Origin of the sequence: Arsenophonus nasoniae DSM 15247 (assembly GCF_000429565.1) — a bacterium.
GTDB lineage: Bacteria > Pseudomonadota > Gammaproteobacteria > Enterobacterales > Enterobacteriaceae > Arsenophonus > Arsenophonus nasoniae.
Genome location: NZ_AUCC01000006.1, coordinates 71,168 through 86,067, shown reverse-complemented (window position 1 = coordinate 86,067; position 14,900 = coordinate 71,168). Strand labels below are relative to the sequence as shown.

General features: G+C 35.0%; 14 protein-coding genes. 4 read left to right on the top strand and 10 right to left on the bottom strand.

Going from position 1 to position 14,900, the window contains the following annotated elements; translation table 11 throughout:
• Positions 1 to 889: 889 nt before the first annotated feature.
• Both G468_RS19535 and fldB read left to right on the top strand, forming a co-directional pair.
• Positions 890 to 2,203, top strand: a complete 1,314-nt coding sequence (locus G468_RS19535) for a S8 family serine peptidase (RefSeq protein ID WP_051296926.1) — start codon at positions 890 to 892, stop codon at positions 2,201 to 2,203.
• A gap of 486 nt (positions 2,204 to 2,689) precedes the next feature.
• Positions 2,690 to 3,208 carry a flavodoxin FldB gene (fldB, locus tag G468_RS0102795; protein WP_026821814.1) on the top strand — a complete coding sequence of 173 codons (519 nt, stop codon included), beginning with the start codon at positions 2,690 to 2,692 and terminating at the stop codon, positions 3,206 to 3,208.
• Between the two features lie 15 nt (positions 3,209 to 3,223).
• On the opposite strand, the gene G468_RS0102790 is transcribed toward fldB, so the two are convergent.
• Together G468_RS0102790 and sdhE are read right to left on the bottom strand one after the other, a co-directional pair.
• Positions 3,224 to 3,631 carry a protein YgfX gene (locus tag G468_RS0102790; protein WP_026821813.1) on the bottom strand — a complete coding sequence of 136 codons (408 nt, stop codon included), beginning with the start codon at positions 3,629 to 3,631 and terminating at the stop codon, positions 3,224 to 3,226.
• The gene (gene sdhE / locus G468_RS0102785; RefSeq protein WP_026821812.1) at positions 3,612 to 3,878 is read right to left on the bottom strand and encodes an FAD assembly factor SdhE; all 267 of its coding nucleotides are present in this window, start codon (positions 3,876 to 3,878) and stop codon (positions 3,612 to 3,614) included. The genes G468_RS0102790 and sdhE overlap by 20 nt, the downstream gene beginning before the upstream one ends.
• A 259-nt stretch (positions 3,879 to 4,137) precedes the next feature.
• On the opposite strand from sdhE, the gene ygfZ reads away from it, so the two are divergent.
• Positions 4,138 to 5,124: a tRNA-modifying protein YgfZ gene (ygfZ, locus tag G468_RS0102780; RefSeq protein ID WP_051296925.1), complete on the top strand. Its 987-nt coding sequence runs from the start codon at positions 4,138 to 4,140 to the stop codon at positions 5,122 to 5,124.
• Positions 5,125 to 5,978: 854 nt separating this feature from the next.
• Here ygfZ and G468_RS0102775 read toward each other — a convergent pair.
• The 8 genes from G468_RS0102775 to G468_RS0102735 all read right to left on the bottom strand — a co-directional run bounded on the left by G468_RS0102775 (position 5,979) and on the right by G468_RS0102735 (position 14,385).
• Complete coding sequence (locus tag G468_RS0102775) at positions 5,979 to 6,218, bottom strand: hypothetical protein (RefSeq protein WP_026821810.1); 240 nt, start codon at positions 6,216 to 6,218, stop codon at positions 5,979 to 5,981.
• Positions 6,219 to 6,545: 327 nt separating this feature from the next.
• Positions 6,546 to 7,382 carry a hypothetical protein gene (locus G468_RS0102770; RefSeq protein ID WP_026821809.1) on the bottom strand — a complete coding sequence of 279 codons (837 nt, stop codon included), beginning with the start codon at positions 7,380 to 7,382 and terminating at the stop codon, positions 6,546 to 6,548.
• A 91-nt stretch (positions 7,383 to 7,473) separates the two neighbouring features.
• Positions 7,474 to 8,331: a hypothetical protein gene (locus G468_RS0102765; protein WP_026821808.1), complete on the bottom strand. Its 858-nt coding sequence runs from the start codon at positions 8,329 to 8,331 to the stop codon at positions 7,474 to 7,476.
• Positions 8,332 to 8,684: 353 nt separating this feature from the next.
• Positions 8,685 to 9,785 (bottom strand): glycine cleavage system aminomethyltransferase GcvT, encoded by a 1,101-nt coding sequence (gene gcvT / locus G468_RS0102755; RefSeq protein ID WP_034249222.1) that lies wholly within the window; start codon positions 9,783 to 9,785, stop codon positions 8,685 to 8,687.
• A 203-nt stretch (positions 9,786 to 9,988) separates the two neighbouring features.
• A complete protein-coding gene (ubiI, locus tag G468_RS0102750) occupies positions 9,989 to 11,224 on the bottom strand; it encodes an FAD-dependent 2-octaprenylphenol hydroxylase (protein WP_026821806.1) in 1,236 nt (411 codons plus the stop codon).
• A 25-nt stretch (positions 11,225 to 11,249) separates the two neighbouring features.
• Positions 11,250 to 12,428 carry a 2-octaprenyl-6-methoxyphenyl hydroxylase gene (ubiH, locus tag G468_RS0102745; RefSeq protein WP_026821805.1) on the bottom strand — a complete coding sequence of 393 codons (1,179 nt, stop codon included), beginning with the start codon at positions 12,426 to 12,428 and terminating at the stop codon, positions 11,250 to 11,252.
• A gap of 18 nt (positions 12,429 to 12,446) precedes the next feature.
• Positions 12,447 to 13,757: a Xaa-Pro aminopeptidase gene (pepP, locus tag G468_RS0102740; protein ID WP_026821804.1), complete on the bottom strand. Its 1,311-nt coding sequence runs from the start codon at positions 13,755 to 13,757 to the stop codon at positions 12,447 to 12,449.
• A gap of 52 nt (positions 13,758 to 13,809) precedes the next feature.
• Positions 13,810 to 14,385 carry a YecA/YgfB family protein gene (locus G468_RS0102735; RefSeq protein ID WP_026821803.1) on the bottom strand — a complete coding sequence of 192 codons (576 nt, stop codon included), beginning with the start codon at positions 14,383 to 14,385 and terminating at the stop codon, positions 13,810 to 13,812.
• A 183-nt stretch (positions 14,386 to 14,568) separates the two neighbouring features.
• Here G468_RS0102735 and zapA point away from each other — a divergent pair, with 183 nt between their 5' ends.
• Positions 14,569 to 14,898 (top strand): cell division protein ZapA, encoded by a 330-nt coding sequence (zapA, locus tag G468_RS0102730; protein ID WP_026821802.1) that lies wholly within the window; start codon positions 14,569 to 14,571, stop codon positions 14,896 to 14,898.
• Positions 14,899 to 14,900: the final 2 nt, after the last annotated feature.

Here is a 14,900-nt window from a genome sequence, read left to right as displayed (position 1 = left end):
CGATTGCGGTTTATGAGTGCGGAAAAAGGAATACACGCCGTCACTTTACTGTCAGAAAGGCGGGATAAAATGGTCAAAAAACGATGGTTACAAACCGCAGCCTAGGAGCAGTGTGCCTATTATTAGGCTTTTAGATGATAATTTAACCGAATTACTGTTCTCATGGTTAATCAACGAGAAAACTGTCAGAATTTAATAGAAATATTAAGTTCAAAACACCTCCATTAATGCCTTACTGTATTGATTGAGATTCCTAACCATGAACCCGATGGCATTATTCCACAATCCCGACAGATAGTTATTAAAGATAATGATCCTGACACAGCAGGAAATAACACATTAGCTTTAATAACAATCGAATTATACTAGCTTAATATGAGTTTCCGTTATTAGAAAAAATTTTAAACCTATTATAAATAATAGGTTTTTACTAATCCTGAATTCAATAACCTTTTTACTGATTAGATATTACTATTTATTTAAATAATAGTTTTATTTTTAATAAATTTTATTATTCAAATAATGATAAACAATTATTTAATTTGTAATAAGATAAAAATTTATGCTTATAACAAGAAAACTTTTCTTATGCCCTTTTAGCATATCAAAATGATAAATTAAAAAATTATTTTTCCCTGCTTCATTAACATTAATTTATTTAATTATTAAATTCCTTTTATAACATATTTTAGTTATAAAAAAACTTCTTCCATTAATTTTGCAAAACAATTATCAGAATGAAAATAACTTAATTCTCATTACTTAACTAGCAAAAAAAATATTCATTAATTTTAATTATCTTAAATAAAATTTATTATGTTAAATTTTTTATTCGCTAAATAAGCGAAATAATAATGATAAATCATCTTTTACAATATGGAGCTTAACAATGAAAGAACATAAATTTATTATAAAATTTAATAAATCTGTTATCCAAGAAAGAAAAGATAATAATAAATTAATTTTAAAACCTGCTGTGTTAAAAGATAGCTTTCTAAATAACTTTAATTATTATTCGATTGTTGATGATGATTTAATCACAATGAAAAACCAGCTAATCAATTGCCAAAACCTTACTGGTATTTGCTATATTGAAGAAGCGGACAATATGCCATTGGAAGAACTACAACGTTTAGTGGATAAAATAAATAGTCATGATTGTGTTGAATATGCCTATATTGAACATACCGATACACCACCGCCATTTAGGCCATTATCAGATCATAAGCCAGGACAAATTTACAATACGCCTAATTTTAATCCCCTCCAGGGCTATCAAGGTGGAACAACTACAGATCATATAGGTATTGATATCGAGTATGCCTGGTCACTTGGTATCACAGGACAAGGGATCCGCTGTGCAGATATAGAAGGAGGATTTGATTTTAACCATGTTAATTTACAAAGAAAAAGTTTTATTAATCTTTCACCTGAATATCCGTTTAAAAATGAACATGGTACTGCAGTTGCTGGAATAATGTACGCCAAAGATATGGGATTGGGGATAAAAGGATTAGTACATGGCGCAGATATTTTTTATGGCGTTTCGGAAGCGCCAGCCGGGCGCGTTAATGGAATTGCTAAAGCATTAAAATATTTAAGGCCCGGAGATATATTTATCTACGAATTACAATCTATGGGCCCACGTAATAAATATGTTCCCGCCGATTACCAAAAAGCAGTTTGGGATATCACAAAAGCAGCCACAGATGCAGGTATTATTGTCATTATGGCAGCCGGCAATGGCGCTGAAGATTTAGATCATAAATTATACAATGAATATAGAAACCGTAATGACGATGGCGATAACGGTGCAATTCGTGTTGGTGCGGGGGATAAAAAATACCTGATACCAACAGATTTCACCACTTATGGCAGCATGATACATGTACAAGGATGGGGTCTAAATGTCGTCACAACCGGCTATAACGATCTATACGATAGCGGTGAGCATCATAATTATACCCATACTTTCTCGGGTACATCATCTGCTACACCGATTGTTGCATCCGCTGTCGTGGCGATCCAGTCATGGTATAAACAGCATATTGGTGATGTCATTAAACCAAAAGACATGCGTGCACTTTTAATCGAAACAGGCACACCACAAGGGTTTCATCAAACTAGCAATAGATGGTTAAATATTGGCCCATTACCTAATGTACGCCGAGCAATTAATACGCTAAAGAGGCGTTTACAATAAATAAGCGTTAACCATGCGTTATTAATAACGAAATAGATTGCCATTTAGCAAATTAACTTAAAACCAGATCGCAAACTTTCTTTTTAACTGATCAAGATCTGGTTTTTTATCGCATTATCTAAAAATAGCAATATTAAATACTATATAAAATGGCAAATAACATAAAAAAAAAGCCAGTTTAAACTGGCAAACATATCAAACACAACACCAGGGAAAGTCTCTATCTAACAAGAATAAAATGAACAAATAAGGCGTAGAAATTGCAAGGACTAATTAGAGAATAGGTTAAAAATAATTATTTTCTATCTTTATTGATGATAATATGAGGCATATCAAAAAAACAGCCATATCTATTAACGTTAATGAAATAATATAACTAATAGTTATATCTATAAATTAACCTTAATTAACTGAATTACAATATTTTTTTAAAATTTTTTGCTATAATGCTTTATTATTACTCGCAAGATGACAACCCGTTGCAAAATGAAAATAGGTCTTTTTTATGGCTCCAGTACCTGCTACACCGAAATGGTTGCAGAGAAAATCCAATATAATCTAGGTGAAGAGTTAGTTGATTTATATAATATTAAAGATATTTCGCCGCAATTAATGGAAAATTATCAAATCTTAATTTTAGGTATTCCTACTTGGGATTTTGGCGAACTACAAGAAGATTGGCAAACAATTTGGGATGAACTCTGTTCGTTAAATCTCGCCGGCAAAATTGTATCCCTATATGGTTTAGGTGATCAAATTGATTATGGCGATTGGTTTCTTGATGCACTAGGTATGCTTTATCAACAATTATCCAGAATGCAAGTTAAATTTGTCGGTTTTTGGCCAACAACAGGCTATAACTTTAGCAGCCTTAAACCATTAACCACTGATGGTAACCAGTTTGTCGGGTTAGCGCTTGATGAAACCAACCAATTCGAGCAAACAGACGAACGAATAGAACAGTGGTGTATGCAAATATTAAATGAAATAGAAGCCTTATTATAAGGCTTCTATTTCATATCAAATATCAGGGTACTGCAACAGCAATTGATTTAAATTCCGCCATTCCTCTTCTGGCATACTATCTGAAGCAATCCATAACCGAATCCGCTTATTACATTGCCATGAACGAAGAGTAAGTTTTACACCAAAAAAACAAAACCAAGGTTTTTTAACAATCAGCCATTCGCTTTTTTTCCACTGTATCTTATTACCATTAAGTAAAACTATGCTACCTTTACAACGACTAATATTTTTTTGACTCCTTACCCAACTTGCCACAATCAATAAGGTCGCTATCAACCAAGTGACCAGATTATTTGGTGGCCAAGATGAAAAGAAAACTAACAAGCCAATTCCCACATGAACACCCGTTGAAAAAAGCTGCGTCAGCCACGAAACATTGATATTAAATTTCCAAAGAACCACGTTGTTTATTTCTACTCTGTATCAATTGAATCATATGATAAAGACCATCATCATCAGGACGCCCATGATTCATCAACCAGTTGAACAAATCAGGATCTGCACACTCTAGTAAACGAACAAACAGACATTTCTCATCCTCTGTGAGTGAATCATATTCATACTCAAAAAAAGGCATAATGGCGATGTCCAACTCACGCATTCCTCTGCGACATGCCCAGTGGATCCTGGGTTTATGATTGATATCCATAAGATAAAATAACCTTAAATACTTTTGTGAATAATTTTTGTTTCCATATCAGAATTTAGCGTAGCAAATTCTAATCAATATCGAAATGATTTAAGTAACATTTTTGTAAAAACCACAACTAATCACTAACTAAAAACTTTATATAGAAAAATTATTCGACATAAACTTTGTTAGTTAATTTTGATAATATTACTTGCTTTGTCAGCTAGCTATTTTACCATTATGACTACTCTTATCCAGGTTACTAACGGATGAACACATGATAAGCCTAAATAAATTTACACCCACGATTGGCAAAACAGAGCATCAATTACCACTAACCTTAATGACACTTAACGACTGGAGTTTCATCACAGCAACAGGAGTCGATGCCGAAAAATATTTACAGGGTCAATTAACCGCCGATATTACCACGTTAACGCCACAACAACATATACTCACCGCCCACTGTGATGCCAAAGGAAAAATGTGGAGCACACTACGTTTATTTCATTATAACGAAGGCTTTGGTTATATTTTACGTACCAGCGTGGCAGCAAAACAACTGAGTGAACTGAAAAAATACGCAGTTTTCTCGCAAATAACACTCAGCCAACAGCCTAATATTATGTTGTTAGGTGTTGCCGGCCAAGGGGCTCGCGACAGATTAAACAACCACTTTTCTCAATTACCCGATCAGGAAAAAGCAGTTATACATCTTGAGCAAACGACTTTACTACACTTTAGTGTACCATCCGAACGTTTTTTAATTGTTACCGATAGCGCGACTGCTACTGAATTGACAAAGCATTTCCCCCAGCATGGTGATAGTCAGCAATGGCTAGCTTTCGATATTGCCGCCGGTATTGCTAATATTGATGTTGAGAATAGTGAACAATTTATTCCACAAGCCGTTAATCTACAAGCATTACCCGCCAGCATCAGTTTTCACAAAGGCTGCTACAGCGGGCAGGAAACGGTCGCTCGAGCAAAATATCGCGGTGCCAATAAGCGCGCCATGTTTTGGTTAGCAGGGACAGCAAATACGTTGCCAAAAACCGGAGAAGCTATTGAATGGAAAATCGGTGATAACTGGCGGCGCACTGGAACAGTATTGGCTGCTGTTAATTTAGCAAAGGGTTTTATTAGTGTTCAAGTCGTTATGAATAATGATATGGCTAAAGAGAGTGTTTTCCGTGTGGCCGGAGAAGAACAAAGCCAACTGACTATTCAACCCTTGCCTTATTTATTGACGGAAGAGGAATAGCATATCCGTTGGTTGCTAATAAATTTATTCAGTTGAGCACTTTTCATATAGCAAAACGGGTGTTTTGAAAACAACGCTATTATAAAATTGGTGCTTAATTAAGTTATTTTATTCATTTCATCGGTAAAAACCAAAGCAGCATCACAATTGCTGACTATAGCATTACAGTTTAATGATCCAAAATGACTTTCATTAACGCGTTGATTTCACCATTACTTCAGTCAGCTGGTTAATATTAGATAGTTTGAAGAGACGTATCTGTTTTACTTCAATTTCTTTTCAATGTAAAACCTTTAATAACTCTATAAAAAGTTTTGGGTATGACTTGCCAATTTCTGTTGCTTGATAATAAGGAGCCGTCAATATAGCAGTAATTTCACCCTCCTTGTGCTATTTAGCATGCAAACTACGATCTAATGTGTTTTTCCTGTTGTTATCTATTTTCATGACCATAAGCAACGCGAAATTTATTCGCAACTACTGCAAATTGCACTAATGTTATTTAGTCTGGCTATTTACTATCAAACCTGAGGCAACGTTATTATTAATATTAAACACATATATGCTATATAAATTATTTTGTTTAATAATTTTAATAATTACAAAGATATATATTTTAGATCATAACAACCTGATACTTGCATAAAGTCATGAATGCTTATCGGAAAATAACGCTAAATCATAAAATAATAATTCGCGACATAACAGAATAATATTCATCCCTACATCTCTTTCACATCATTCTCACTTTGATTAAATTGGACTAAAATAGGCAAGAAACCAATAACAATAGCGCTAAGATATAGCTCTAGCGCTATTATTACTGGTATGAGAAAAAATATCGGTTATTGCTGTTAATTCATTTTTAATATTGGAGTAATTACAGTTGCAAGGGAAATAATAGCTTCTGATTCTGTCTGAATAATATTACTCATTATTGCTACTACGCTTTCATTACTAGCAGTAAAAGTAACTGTAGCATCAGTCAAAATATTAGCTATTTTGTCAATATTATCTACCATTTGTAGTGCTGATTCGGTTATCTCCTTTACGAACAATTTATCAAGTTCATCACCAAAAACACAATCTGTCATTAATGGTTTAGAATGTGAATATGATTGAAACAATTCGTCTAGAGATTCATCTGATGTTTTACCATAATTGTTAGTTTGAGAAGTAATTATACTTTCCTTGATTAAATAACAGTATAAATCTTACATACAAAATAGTGTTACAAAACATAACAATAAATCTTGCTCTAATGATACATTACCTAACTATATAAGTAACAATCAATTACTGCTTAGATAACTTTAAATTTAAATTCGATATTATTTCTATTAGTTACTTTATAGCATTTATAAAATTTATTAATAATTATTTTTTATATTACAAATACACTGATTACTATTTTTTATATACTACCAATCTATACATGATTTATGATTTGTTTTTTTAGGTAGCATATTATGCTGTGTCAACCAATCAGAAAGAACAACAAATCGAAGACCAATAATTAGCTTTATATCATCATGAGATAACGTCGAATTTAAAAATTTAAGTTCTATTTTTGATATCTCAATTTTCTGCTCTGATTCCTCAACAGGCTTATATTTTTTGTTCTCTTCATCATAAGATATTTTTATTTCAGCTGAATATAAATATAATCTTATAACATTAGATTCTGAGCTTAATACAGTATGAGTAAACAAAATACCATTATTTTTGTCAGTAATATTCGAAATAGAATGATTTACCAGTGTCTTTAATGATGAATTGATATATTGTTTTACTTGCTCTGATATATTTTGATATTGCTGTAATACTTTTTCTAATATATCTTTATAATTATTATTATCATAATAAATTTTATGATTAGATGAAGTTTCGACTAGAAACATACTACTAGATAAGAGTATTGAAAGATATTTATGGTAATTTTCATCATTATTTTTTTTATTTGGATCAAGCGGATCCCAATCACAAATTTCCTTAATAAAAGAGAGATAAGATGTTACAAAGTGTTGTGGATAATCAGTTAATGTTGATAATAATTTTTCTATTTCATTATTACTATGCATCTCTTTTAATAAATATTCTTCTGCTAATACCTTTTCTATATCATTACCAACGGCAATTGCTCCACTAGTCACTAAATCTGATTTTGAATGTTCATTTTTAATTATATAGTTATTAAGAATAGAATTATATGCACCACTAAGAATTGAATATAATTTTTTATCTTTAAATATTTTCATAAAATATCCTTTTTTATTAGGATGTAATATGGTCAAGAATAATTAATTTTTACGCTTAACAGTAAGTAAAAATAAGAAAAGATGAGATTTATTATTTATTACCAAAACAGTAGTTCATTACTTCTTTATTATCTTTTGCTTTTGTTTTCATTTTTCTTATCCATTCTTCTAAATCACTTCTGGTCGTATCAAGTAGAATTTCAGCAATTTTCTTGTCATAAATAAAAGTATGCATTTTTAGCACAATACTTTTTATTTGTATGCGAGAAACATATTTATCCGTAGGCTCACTTTTAGTTTTGCCTGTCTGTCTTTCAAATAGAATATGCGAAGAATTTATATAAAATTTGACATCATCTTTATTTGCCGATGCGATAACACCTTGGGTAAATAATACACTGTCATTTTTTTGTTCAGAATAAGATAATGCAGCTTTAGCTAACTGAGTAACAGAATTTTTAATTTTCTGCTTATCAGCACCAGTAATACTATCATATATATCCACAATCTTATCAATGAGATCATCATAATTCTCTTCTCGATAATTAAGATCAAGTAACTTATCTTCTTCCACCATCATTAGCACATTTTTTTTCATTTCTTCGGCATAAGTTATATATGCTTCGGAATTACCTGGCATGCTAGCTTTTTGTGGATCATAACCAATACCACCCATTGCTATGGTACTTATAATAGCAAGACCATTGGCTGGCGATTCCGCTAATTTTTCGGCTGTAATATCCGTTGATTTTCCATCTCTAGTCATTTCATTAAGTTGTTGAGCAATAATCAAATCTTTATCTTGATGAGCGCCAATAATATCCCCTGTCGATACTGTAAGTTTTGAGTCATTAACATAGTCTTCGTTTAATGATGCAGATACTGGTTTTAACGATTTAATCCAATCAATTAGTTTTTTATATTGCTCTTCCATATTTATTTCACTCATAAACACTCCATATTTATTAATGATAAATTTATATAAATAATATTCATTTTAAGCTAGCAAAAATAATCTAATAAAAACATTTAAATTTAAATAAATAAGACAATTACCCTACAATTGCTATAAAAACTCAATCCGCTGATCACCAACATCATATTTTATTCTGCTGTTTATTTTAATTTGCATTTTATCACGAATAATTACAATGTAATCAATAACAACTGTCATTAATTATATCTGATTTTATTAAATTGAAATAATTGATTAAAGTAGTATTTATCTAATTATGTTCGTTGCCATTTTATTATTGTTTATCTACTAATTTTTAATAAAAAAACGTAAAAAATAAAATAACTTTAGTTAATTAATGCTTTGCCATAACGAACAAAGCTAGGTTTTACAACCTGGACTGGCATCTCATGTTTTTTTATTTGCACAACTGCTTGCATGCCAATATTCAATGGTACTCGTGCTAACGCAATACTCAACCCTAGGGTTGGCGAAAATGTGCCACTGGTGATGATCCCTTGACACAACTTACCTGCCGTATCAATAAAACGAACCGGTAAATCAGCCTGCAATGTCCCTCTATCACGCATCACTAAACCAACCAATTTTTCTGTACCTACCTGACGTTGCCTTTCTAACGCCTCTCGTCCGATAAAATCGCGCTCTTCCGGCTGCCAAGCAATTGTCCATTCCATATTAGCAGCCAGTGGTGATACCAATTCATTCATTTCTTGTCCATAAAAATTCATCCCCGCTTCCAGACGAAGAGTATCACGCGCCGCCAATCCTGCCGGCTTAATATTTAAATCAAGTAATTTTTGCCAAAAATTGACAGCTTGCTCTTTCGGTAGTGCTATCTCATAACCTAATTCGCCGGTATAACCTACAGTAGTAATAAACCAGTCATTGATCTGTTTACCATGAAAAAGTGGCATATTAATAACCGCGATTTTCTGTTGTTCATCAAGCAGAGATTGCACTTTTTGTTGCGCATCTGGCCCCTGTATCGCAATGAATGCCAAATCATCACGTACCTGCACATCAATTAGATAATTTTTAATATGTTCATTGATCCAAGCTAAATCTTTTTGCCGCGTGGCGGAATTAGCAATTAAACGATAGTAGTCATCATCAAAATAGTAGACAACTAAATCATCGATCACGCCGCCAGAAGCATTTAACATACCAGTGTAGAGCGCTTCACCGGGCTCTTTCAGTTTTGCTACATCATTGGCTAATAAATAACGTAAAAAATCTCGACACAATTCACCATGTAGATCAATAATTGTCTGATAAGAAATATCAAACATGCCAGCGGCCGTACGAACAGCATGGTGTTCATCAATTTGAGAGCCATAATGCAATGGCATCATCCAACCATGAAAATCAATCATCGTTGCATTGCACGCCAAGTGCTGATCATATAATGCAGTCTGTTTTACCGTCATTGCTTTGTATTCCTCATTAATAGGTATAGACAAATTAAGTTGTTAAATCAAAATACCTATGGATGGAGGTAACACATTAACCCTAAAAAGAGCCGCGACATGGCAAAATAATAGACAAACTTACTGAATTAATTGAAATAACTATTCAAGCCGGCAGAATTATTTCCTATAAAACGATAGATTAGGAAGAATGCAGCGATAATTTACACTATCTCTGAGGAGTTTGTCGTCACCTTTGCTAACCATTCAGGCATATCATGTGATCCTAACGCATAACTTAGCAACTTTGGTTTTATGCCTGGTACTTTATTCGTCAACAGTAATCCAACATCACGAATCATTTTTTTGATTGGATTATGGCCTTCAAATAATTGGCGCAACCCCTGCATACCAGCCAACATCATTACAGCGCTATATTTACGTTTACGTTCATAACTTTGTAGATAAAGATACTGCCCAATATCTTTACCTGCGCTATTTAAACGTCGTAATTGCCCAATCAACTCTGCAACATCCATAAAGCCTAAATTTACCCCTTGCCCTGCTAAAGGATGTATCGTGTGGGCTGCATCACCTATTAAGGCGATACGTTGACCGGCGAAATTTCGTGCATACTGGCCAATCAGTGGAAAAATCTGCCGCTCACTAATTAACTGACAAAAACCGAGGCGCATATCTAAAGCTACGCTTAACTCTTTTTCAAAGGCAGAAACTTCTAAATCCAAGCGTCTATGCGCTTGCATTGCCGGCATTGACCAAACAATTGAGCAAAGATAAGGATCGTGTAACGGTAAAAAAGCTAAAATGCTATCGCTATGAAAAGATTGACGAGCAGTATGTATATGGGGCAGCTCAGTTCGAATGGTGGCGATTAATGCCGTATGTTCATAATCCCAAAAGCTAAGTGGAATATCCGCTTTTTCCCTTAGCCATGATTTTGCCCCATCCGCACCAACAACTAACCTTGCCGTCAACATCTGCTCATTATCAAAAGTCATAAATACTTCATTCTCACCCCAAGCAACTTTTTTCAATCTACTCTCTGTGAATAAGGTAATATCTGTGCTTGATTGAGCCTGTTGCCATAAAGATCCGCGCATAATCGAATTTTCAATGATATGTCCGAGACCGGGTAAATAATGATCCTGGGCATCAAATTCAATATGACCAAAGCTATCCTGCTGCCAAACCTCCATGTGCTGATAACTACCAACTCTTTTTTGCACGATTGTTTGCCAAACGCCTAAATGATCGAGTAATTTCTGACTCGCTGCATTAATAGCGGACACTCTAAGCGAAGGAGTCTGTTGCGGATCAAATTGATGATGCGGGGGTGAATTTTCAATAATGGCAATCCTCATACCACTGCCGCTCAATCCACAAGCTAGAGCAAGGCCAACCATACCACCACCCACAATAACCACATCAAACGATTGCATAGTTAAAATATTCCTTCTTAAATAGCTAGAGATGAAACGATCGCCCCATTGCTTGGTGGGCTAAAATGTCACGCATAAGTGGTAGTGTTTCCATTGCCATTAATCCAACATTACGGCAGATAGCAAAAAACAAATGATTATTTGAAAATAAATGAACCAGATTATCGGTTAACTTTATGGTGCAATGTCTATCATCACAACGCTGCATTTGATACTGACTAAGAACTGAATAAGCCCCCATATCACCACCATAATTGCCTACTTCACTAATTATCGTGGCAAGAAGCATGACATCACGCATCGCCAGATTAAACCCCTGACCGGCAATAGGATGTAAAGTTTGTGCCGCATTGCCAACCAAGACTAATCGATGGCTTATAACTCTTTTTGCTTGAGAAAGTGTCAATGGAAAACAGTAACGCTCGCTAACAGCCTTAATTTCACCTAACCGCCAGCCAAACCATTTTTGTAGTTCTGCCATAAATTGGTCATTATTCCATTGCATAATATGCTGCTGGTTTTCCAACGGATGACACCAAACCAATGAACTACGCCCTTTAGTCATAGGTAACATTGCCAGCGGGCCATATTGAGTAAAACGCTCAAAAGCTCGACCATGTGGCGCAATACTGGTCAAAACATTAGCAATAATTGCACACTGTTGGGATGAATCTCGCTGCCATTCAATTTGACTGGCCTTACCTATCATTGAATCGCTGCCATCAGCAGCAACTAATAACTGTCCAGTTAGAACTTTACCCGTCGTTAATTTGACTGATACCTGCTCAATCGTGCGCTCAACAGAGATGACTTCATCTGGACAATATAACTCAATATTTGGCGCTTTTTTAAGCTGTTCAAATAAGTAATTTCCCGCATCATGTAATTCAACCACATAACCGAGTGCAGGCAGGCAATAGTCTTTAGCGTGTATATTCACTGCGCCAGCATGGCCATATTCAGAAACATGAACATCGGTAATTGGCGTTACATACTTTTTTAATCCGTTCCATATACCCATTTGATTAAACTGTTGACAAGTGCCATAAGCCAATGCAATTGTTCTGGCATCAAAACCAGCATGTGCCTTATTAGGTAACCGCGCTTCAATTAATGAAACCTGAACCTTTCCCTGACTGAAGACCGAAATAGCAAGTGCTAATGACGCACCGGTCATACCACCGCCAACAATAATCACTTTCATTATTTCACATCTCCCAGCCTACTTCGCTGCTGCCATCAGTGCCTCTATCTCATCAGGATCTTTAATAACAGCCGCTGTCAGGTTTTCATTACCCTCTTCGGTGATCACAATATCATCTTCAATACGGATACCAATTCCTCGATAAGCTTCAGGCACATTAGCATCAGGTGCAATATAAAGCCCGGGTTCGACGGTCAATACCATACCCGGCTCTAACAGGCGATCGCGATTACTACCATAATCACCAACATCATGGACATCAAGCCCTAACCAATGACTTAAACCATGCATAAAAAAAGGCAAATGCGCTTTACTTTCAATGAGTTTATCTATCTCACCTTGTAAAATACCCAACTTAATTAAACCTTCGATCTTAATTTTTATCACCGCCGCCATCACTTGGTGAATTGTCGTCCCAGGTCGATATAAGGCTAAAGCAGTATTCAAGGCCATTAATACAATGTCATAAATTTCACGTTGGGGTTGACTAAATTTACCATTTACAGGATAGGTACGAGTAATATCACTGGCATAACCTTGATATTCTGCCCCAGCATCGACTAAGACTAAATTGCCCGCTTTCATCACAGCATCATTTTCTGTGTAATGCAGAATACAGGCATTTTCTCCACTGCCTACAATGGTAGTATAAGCCGGCGATTTTGCGCCTCGACTGGCAAAACAATGTTCAATTTCTGCCGCCAACTGATATTCATACATATCAGGCTGGCAGGTTTGCATCGCTCTAAGATGTGCATCAGCAGAAATCTTGCTAGCTTCACGCATTAGAGCAAGTTCTTCCGATGATTTAAATAATCGCATTTCGTGCAGCATTGGCCGCCAGTCAATTTGCGTAGATGGGGCTTTTAATTTTTGCCGGCGACCTTGTCTTAATCGATTAAGTGCTGCAAAAACGATTTGATCAGCATACGCAAATTCACCTTGAGCATGATAAACAACAGATAAACCATTCAATAATTGATAAAGCTGTTGATCAATTTCAGCAAAAGGTAATGCTTGATCGACGCCCAGTTTTGCCAGCGCGGCTTGCTGGCCTAAACGACGACCAAACCAGGTTTCCATCGCTTGATCACGCACACGATTAAAAAGTATGCTCTCACTGGAGGTTTCATTATATTTAATAATAACCAACACAGCTTCTGGTTCACTAAAGCCCGTTAAATAGAGAAAATCACTGTGTTGCCGATAAGGATATTCACAATCTGCATTGCGCAAAACAGACGGAGCGGCAAAAAAAATTGCTGCACTGGCAGGTGCCATTTTTTTTAATAATCGATGACGACGAGATATAAATGGTTGTTGAGTCATGCCTTCTCCTGCAAGCAATTAAGCAATAAAATAAGTTAGAGTATTATTCCTATCAATGTAATGTTGGTTTATTATTTTTTGCTTTCATTCGCCGATCTTTTACCTCCATAAAGGCAATAAAACAGAGCTGAACTGCGACCTTTACATACTCAATGATCTCTTCCAAAGCCTGTTCTAACTCATTTTGATCATCATTTTTGTCATAACCCAGCATACCAATATTACGTAAATCCGTAACAAGTTCTTTTAATTCTTTTTTTTCCATTAACTTTGGTTGTGTAACACCCAAGCCTAATAAAAAATGGTTAACCCAACCGGCTAAGGCATCAGCCCGCTCAAACACTTTACCATCTTCAGGTAACAACAAATTAAAAATGAAATCATTATTATCTAACGATGCAAGTGTAAAGTCATAAAGCTCACGTAGTGGGTTAGTCAATATTTGTGAAAAAGCTAATCCATCATTGGTTAGTTCATAAACCGACTTTTTCCAGTTATAATCGTGATTACCTCCACAAATTAAGCCCGTAATTAAGCCATGCATTTCTGCGGCCGTTAAAGCAACATTCTGTTGTTGCAATAGTAGCTCAAGAGTTTGATAATTAGGTAAAGATTTCTGTATTGGCATGTCTGCTCAGTTGCGTTAATAATATTGATATGTAATATGCTACCATCAAGGACGGTCGCTATACTAGATAAGTGCACAAATTGCACACGTATTACTCATAATTATTTTGATAGCATCAATAGAATTATGGGCAGCGAAATGTTAGTACCATATTTCGTCTCCCCACATAATCAGGAAGGTATAATGTCTGCACAACCTGTTGATATTCAAATTTTAGGACGAACATTAAGGGTTAATTGCCCAAAAGAACAACAAGATGCCTTAAAATCGTCTGCGGCTGAGCTTGAGCAACGGCTAAAAGATCTCAAAAATCGAACTGGCGTCACAAATACCGAACAACTTATTTTTATCGTCGCATTAAACATTTGCCATGAACTGGCGCAAGAAAAAATCAAAACACAGGACTACACTGATAATATGGAACAAAAAATCCGCGTATTGCAACATACAATTGAACAGGCATTGCAAGAGCAAGCGCGTATTACGGGACGAACAATTACTCCATTAGAATAAAA

Excerpts from the sequence above, each read along its gene's own strand:
- ygfZ (WP_051296925.1), top strand. The coding sequence starts at position 4,138 with ATGATAAGCCTAAATAAATTTACACCCACGATTGGCAAAACAGAGCAT.
- G468_RS0102775 (WP_026821810.1), bottom strand. The coding sequence starts at position 6,218 with ATGACAGATTGTGTTTTTGGTGATGAACTTGATAAATTGTTCGTAAAG.
- G468_RS0102735 (WP_026821803.1), bottom strand. The coding sequence starts at position 14,385 with ATGCCAATACAGAAATCTTTACCTAATTATCAAACTCTTGAGCTACTA.
- sdhE (WP_026821812.1), bottom strand. The coding sequence starts at position 3,878 with ATGGATATCAATCATAAACCCAGGATCCACTGGGCATGTCGCAGAGGA.
- gcvT (WP_034249222.1), bottom strand. The coding sequence starts at position 9,785 with ATGACGGTAAAACAGACTGCATTATATGATCAGCACTTGGCGTGCAAT.
- G468_RS0102765 (WP_026821808.1), bottom strand. The coding sequence starts at position 8,331 with ATGAGTGAAATAAATATGGAAGAGCAATATAAAAAACTAATTGATTGG.
- zapA (WP_026821802.1), top strand. The coding sequence starts at position 14,569 with ATGTCTGCACAACCTGTTGATATTCAAATTTTAGGACGAACATTAAGG.
- pepP (WP_026821804.1), bottom strand. The coding sequence starts at position 13,757 with ATGACTCAACAACCATTTATATCTCGTCGTCATCGATTATTAAAAAAA.
- ubiH (WP_026821805.1), bottom strand. The coding sequence starts at position 12,428 with ATGAAAGTGATTATTGTTGGCGGTGGTATGACCGGTGCGTCATTAGCA.
- fldB (WP_026821814.1), top strand. The coding sequence starts at position 2,690 with ATGAAAATAGGTCTTTTTTATGGCTCCAGTACCTGCTACACCGAAATG.
- G468_RS19535 (WP_051296926.1), top strand. The coding sequence starts at position 890 with ATGAAAGAACATAAATTTATTATAAAATTTAATAAATCTGTTATCCAA.
- G468_RS0102770 (WP_026821809.1), bottom strand. The coding sequence starts at position 7,382 with ATGAAAATATTTAAAGATAAAAAATTATATTCAATTCTTAGTGGTGCA.
- ubiI (WP_026821806.1), bottom strand. The coding sequence starts at position 11,224 with ATGCAATCGTTTGATGTGGTTATTGTGGGTGGTGGTATGGTTGGCCTT.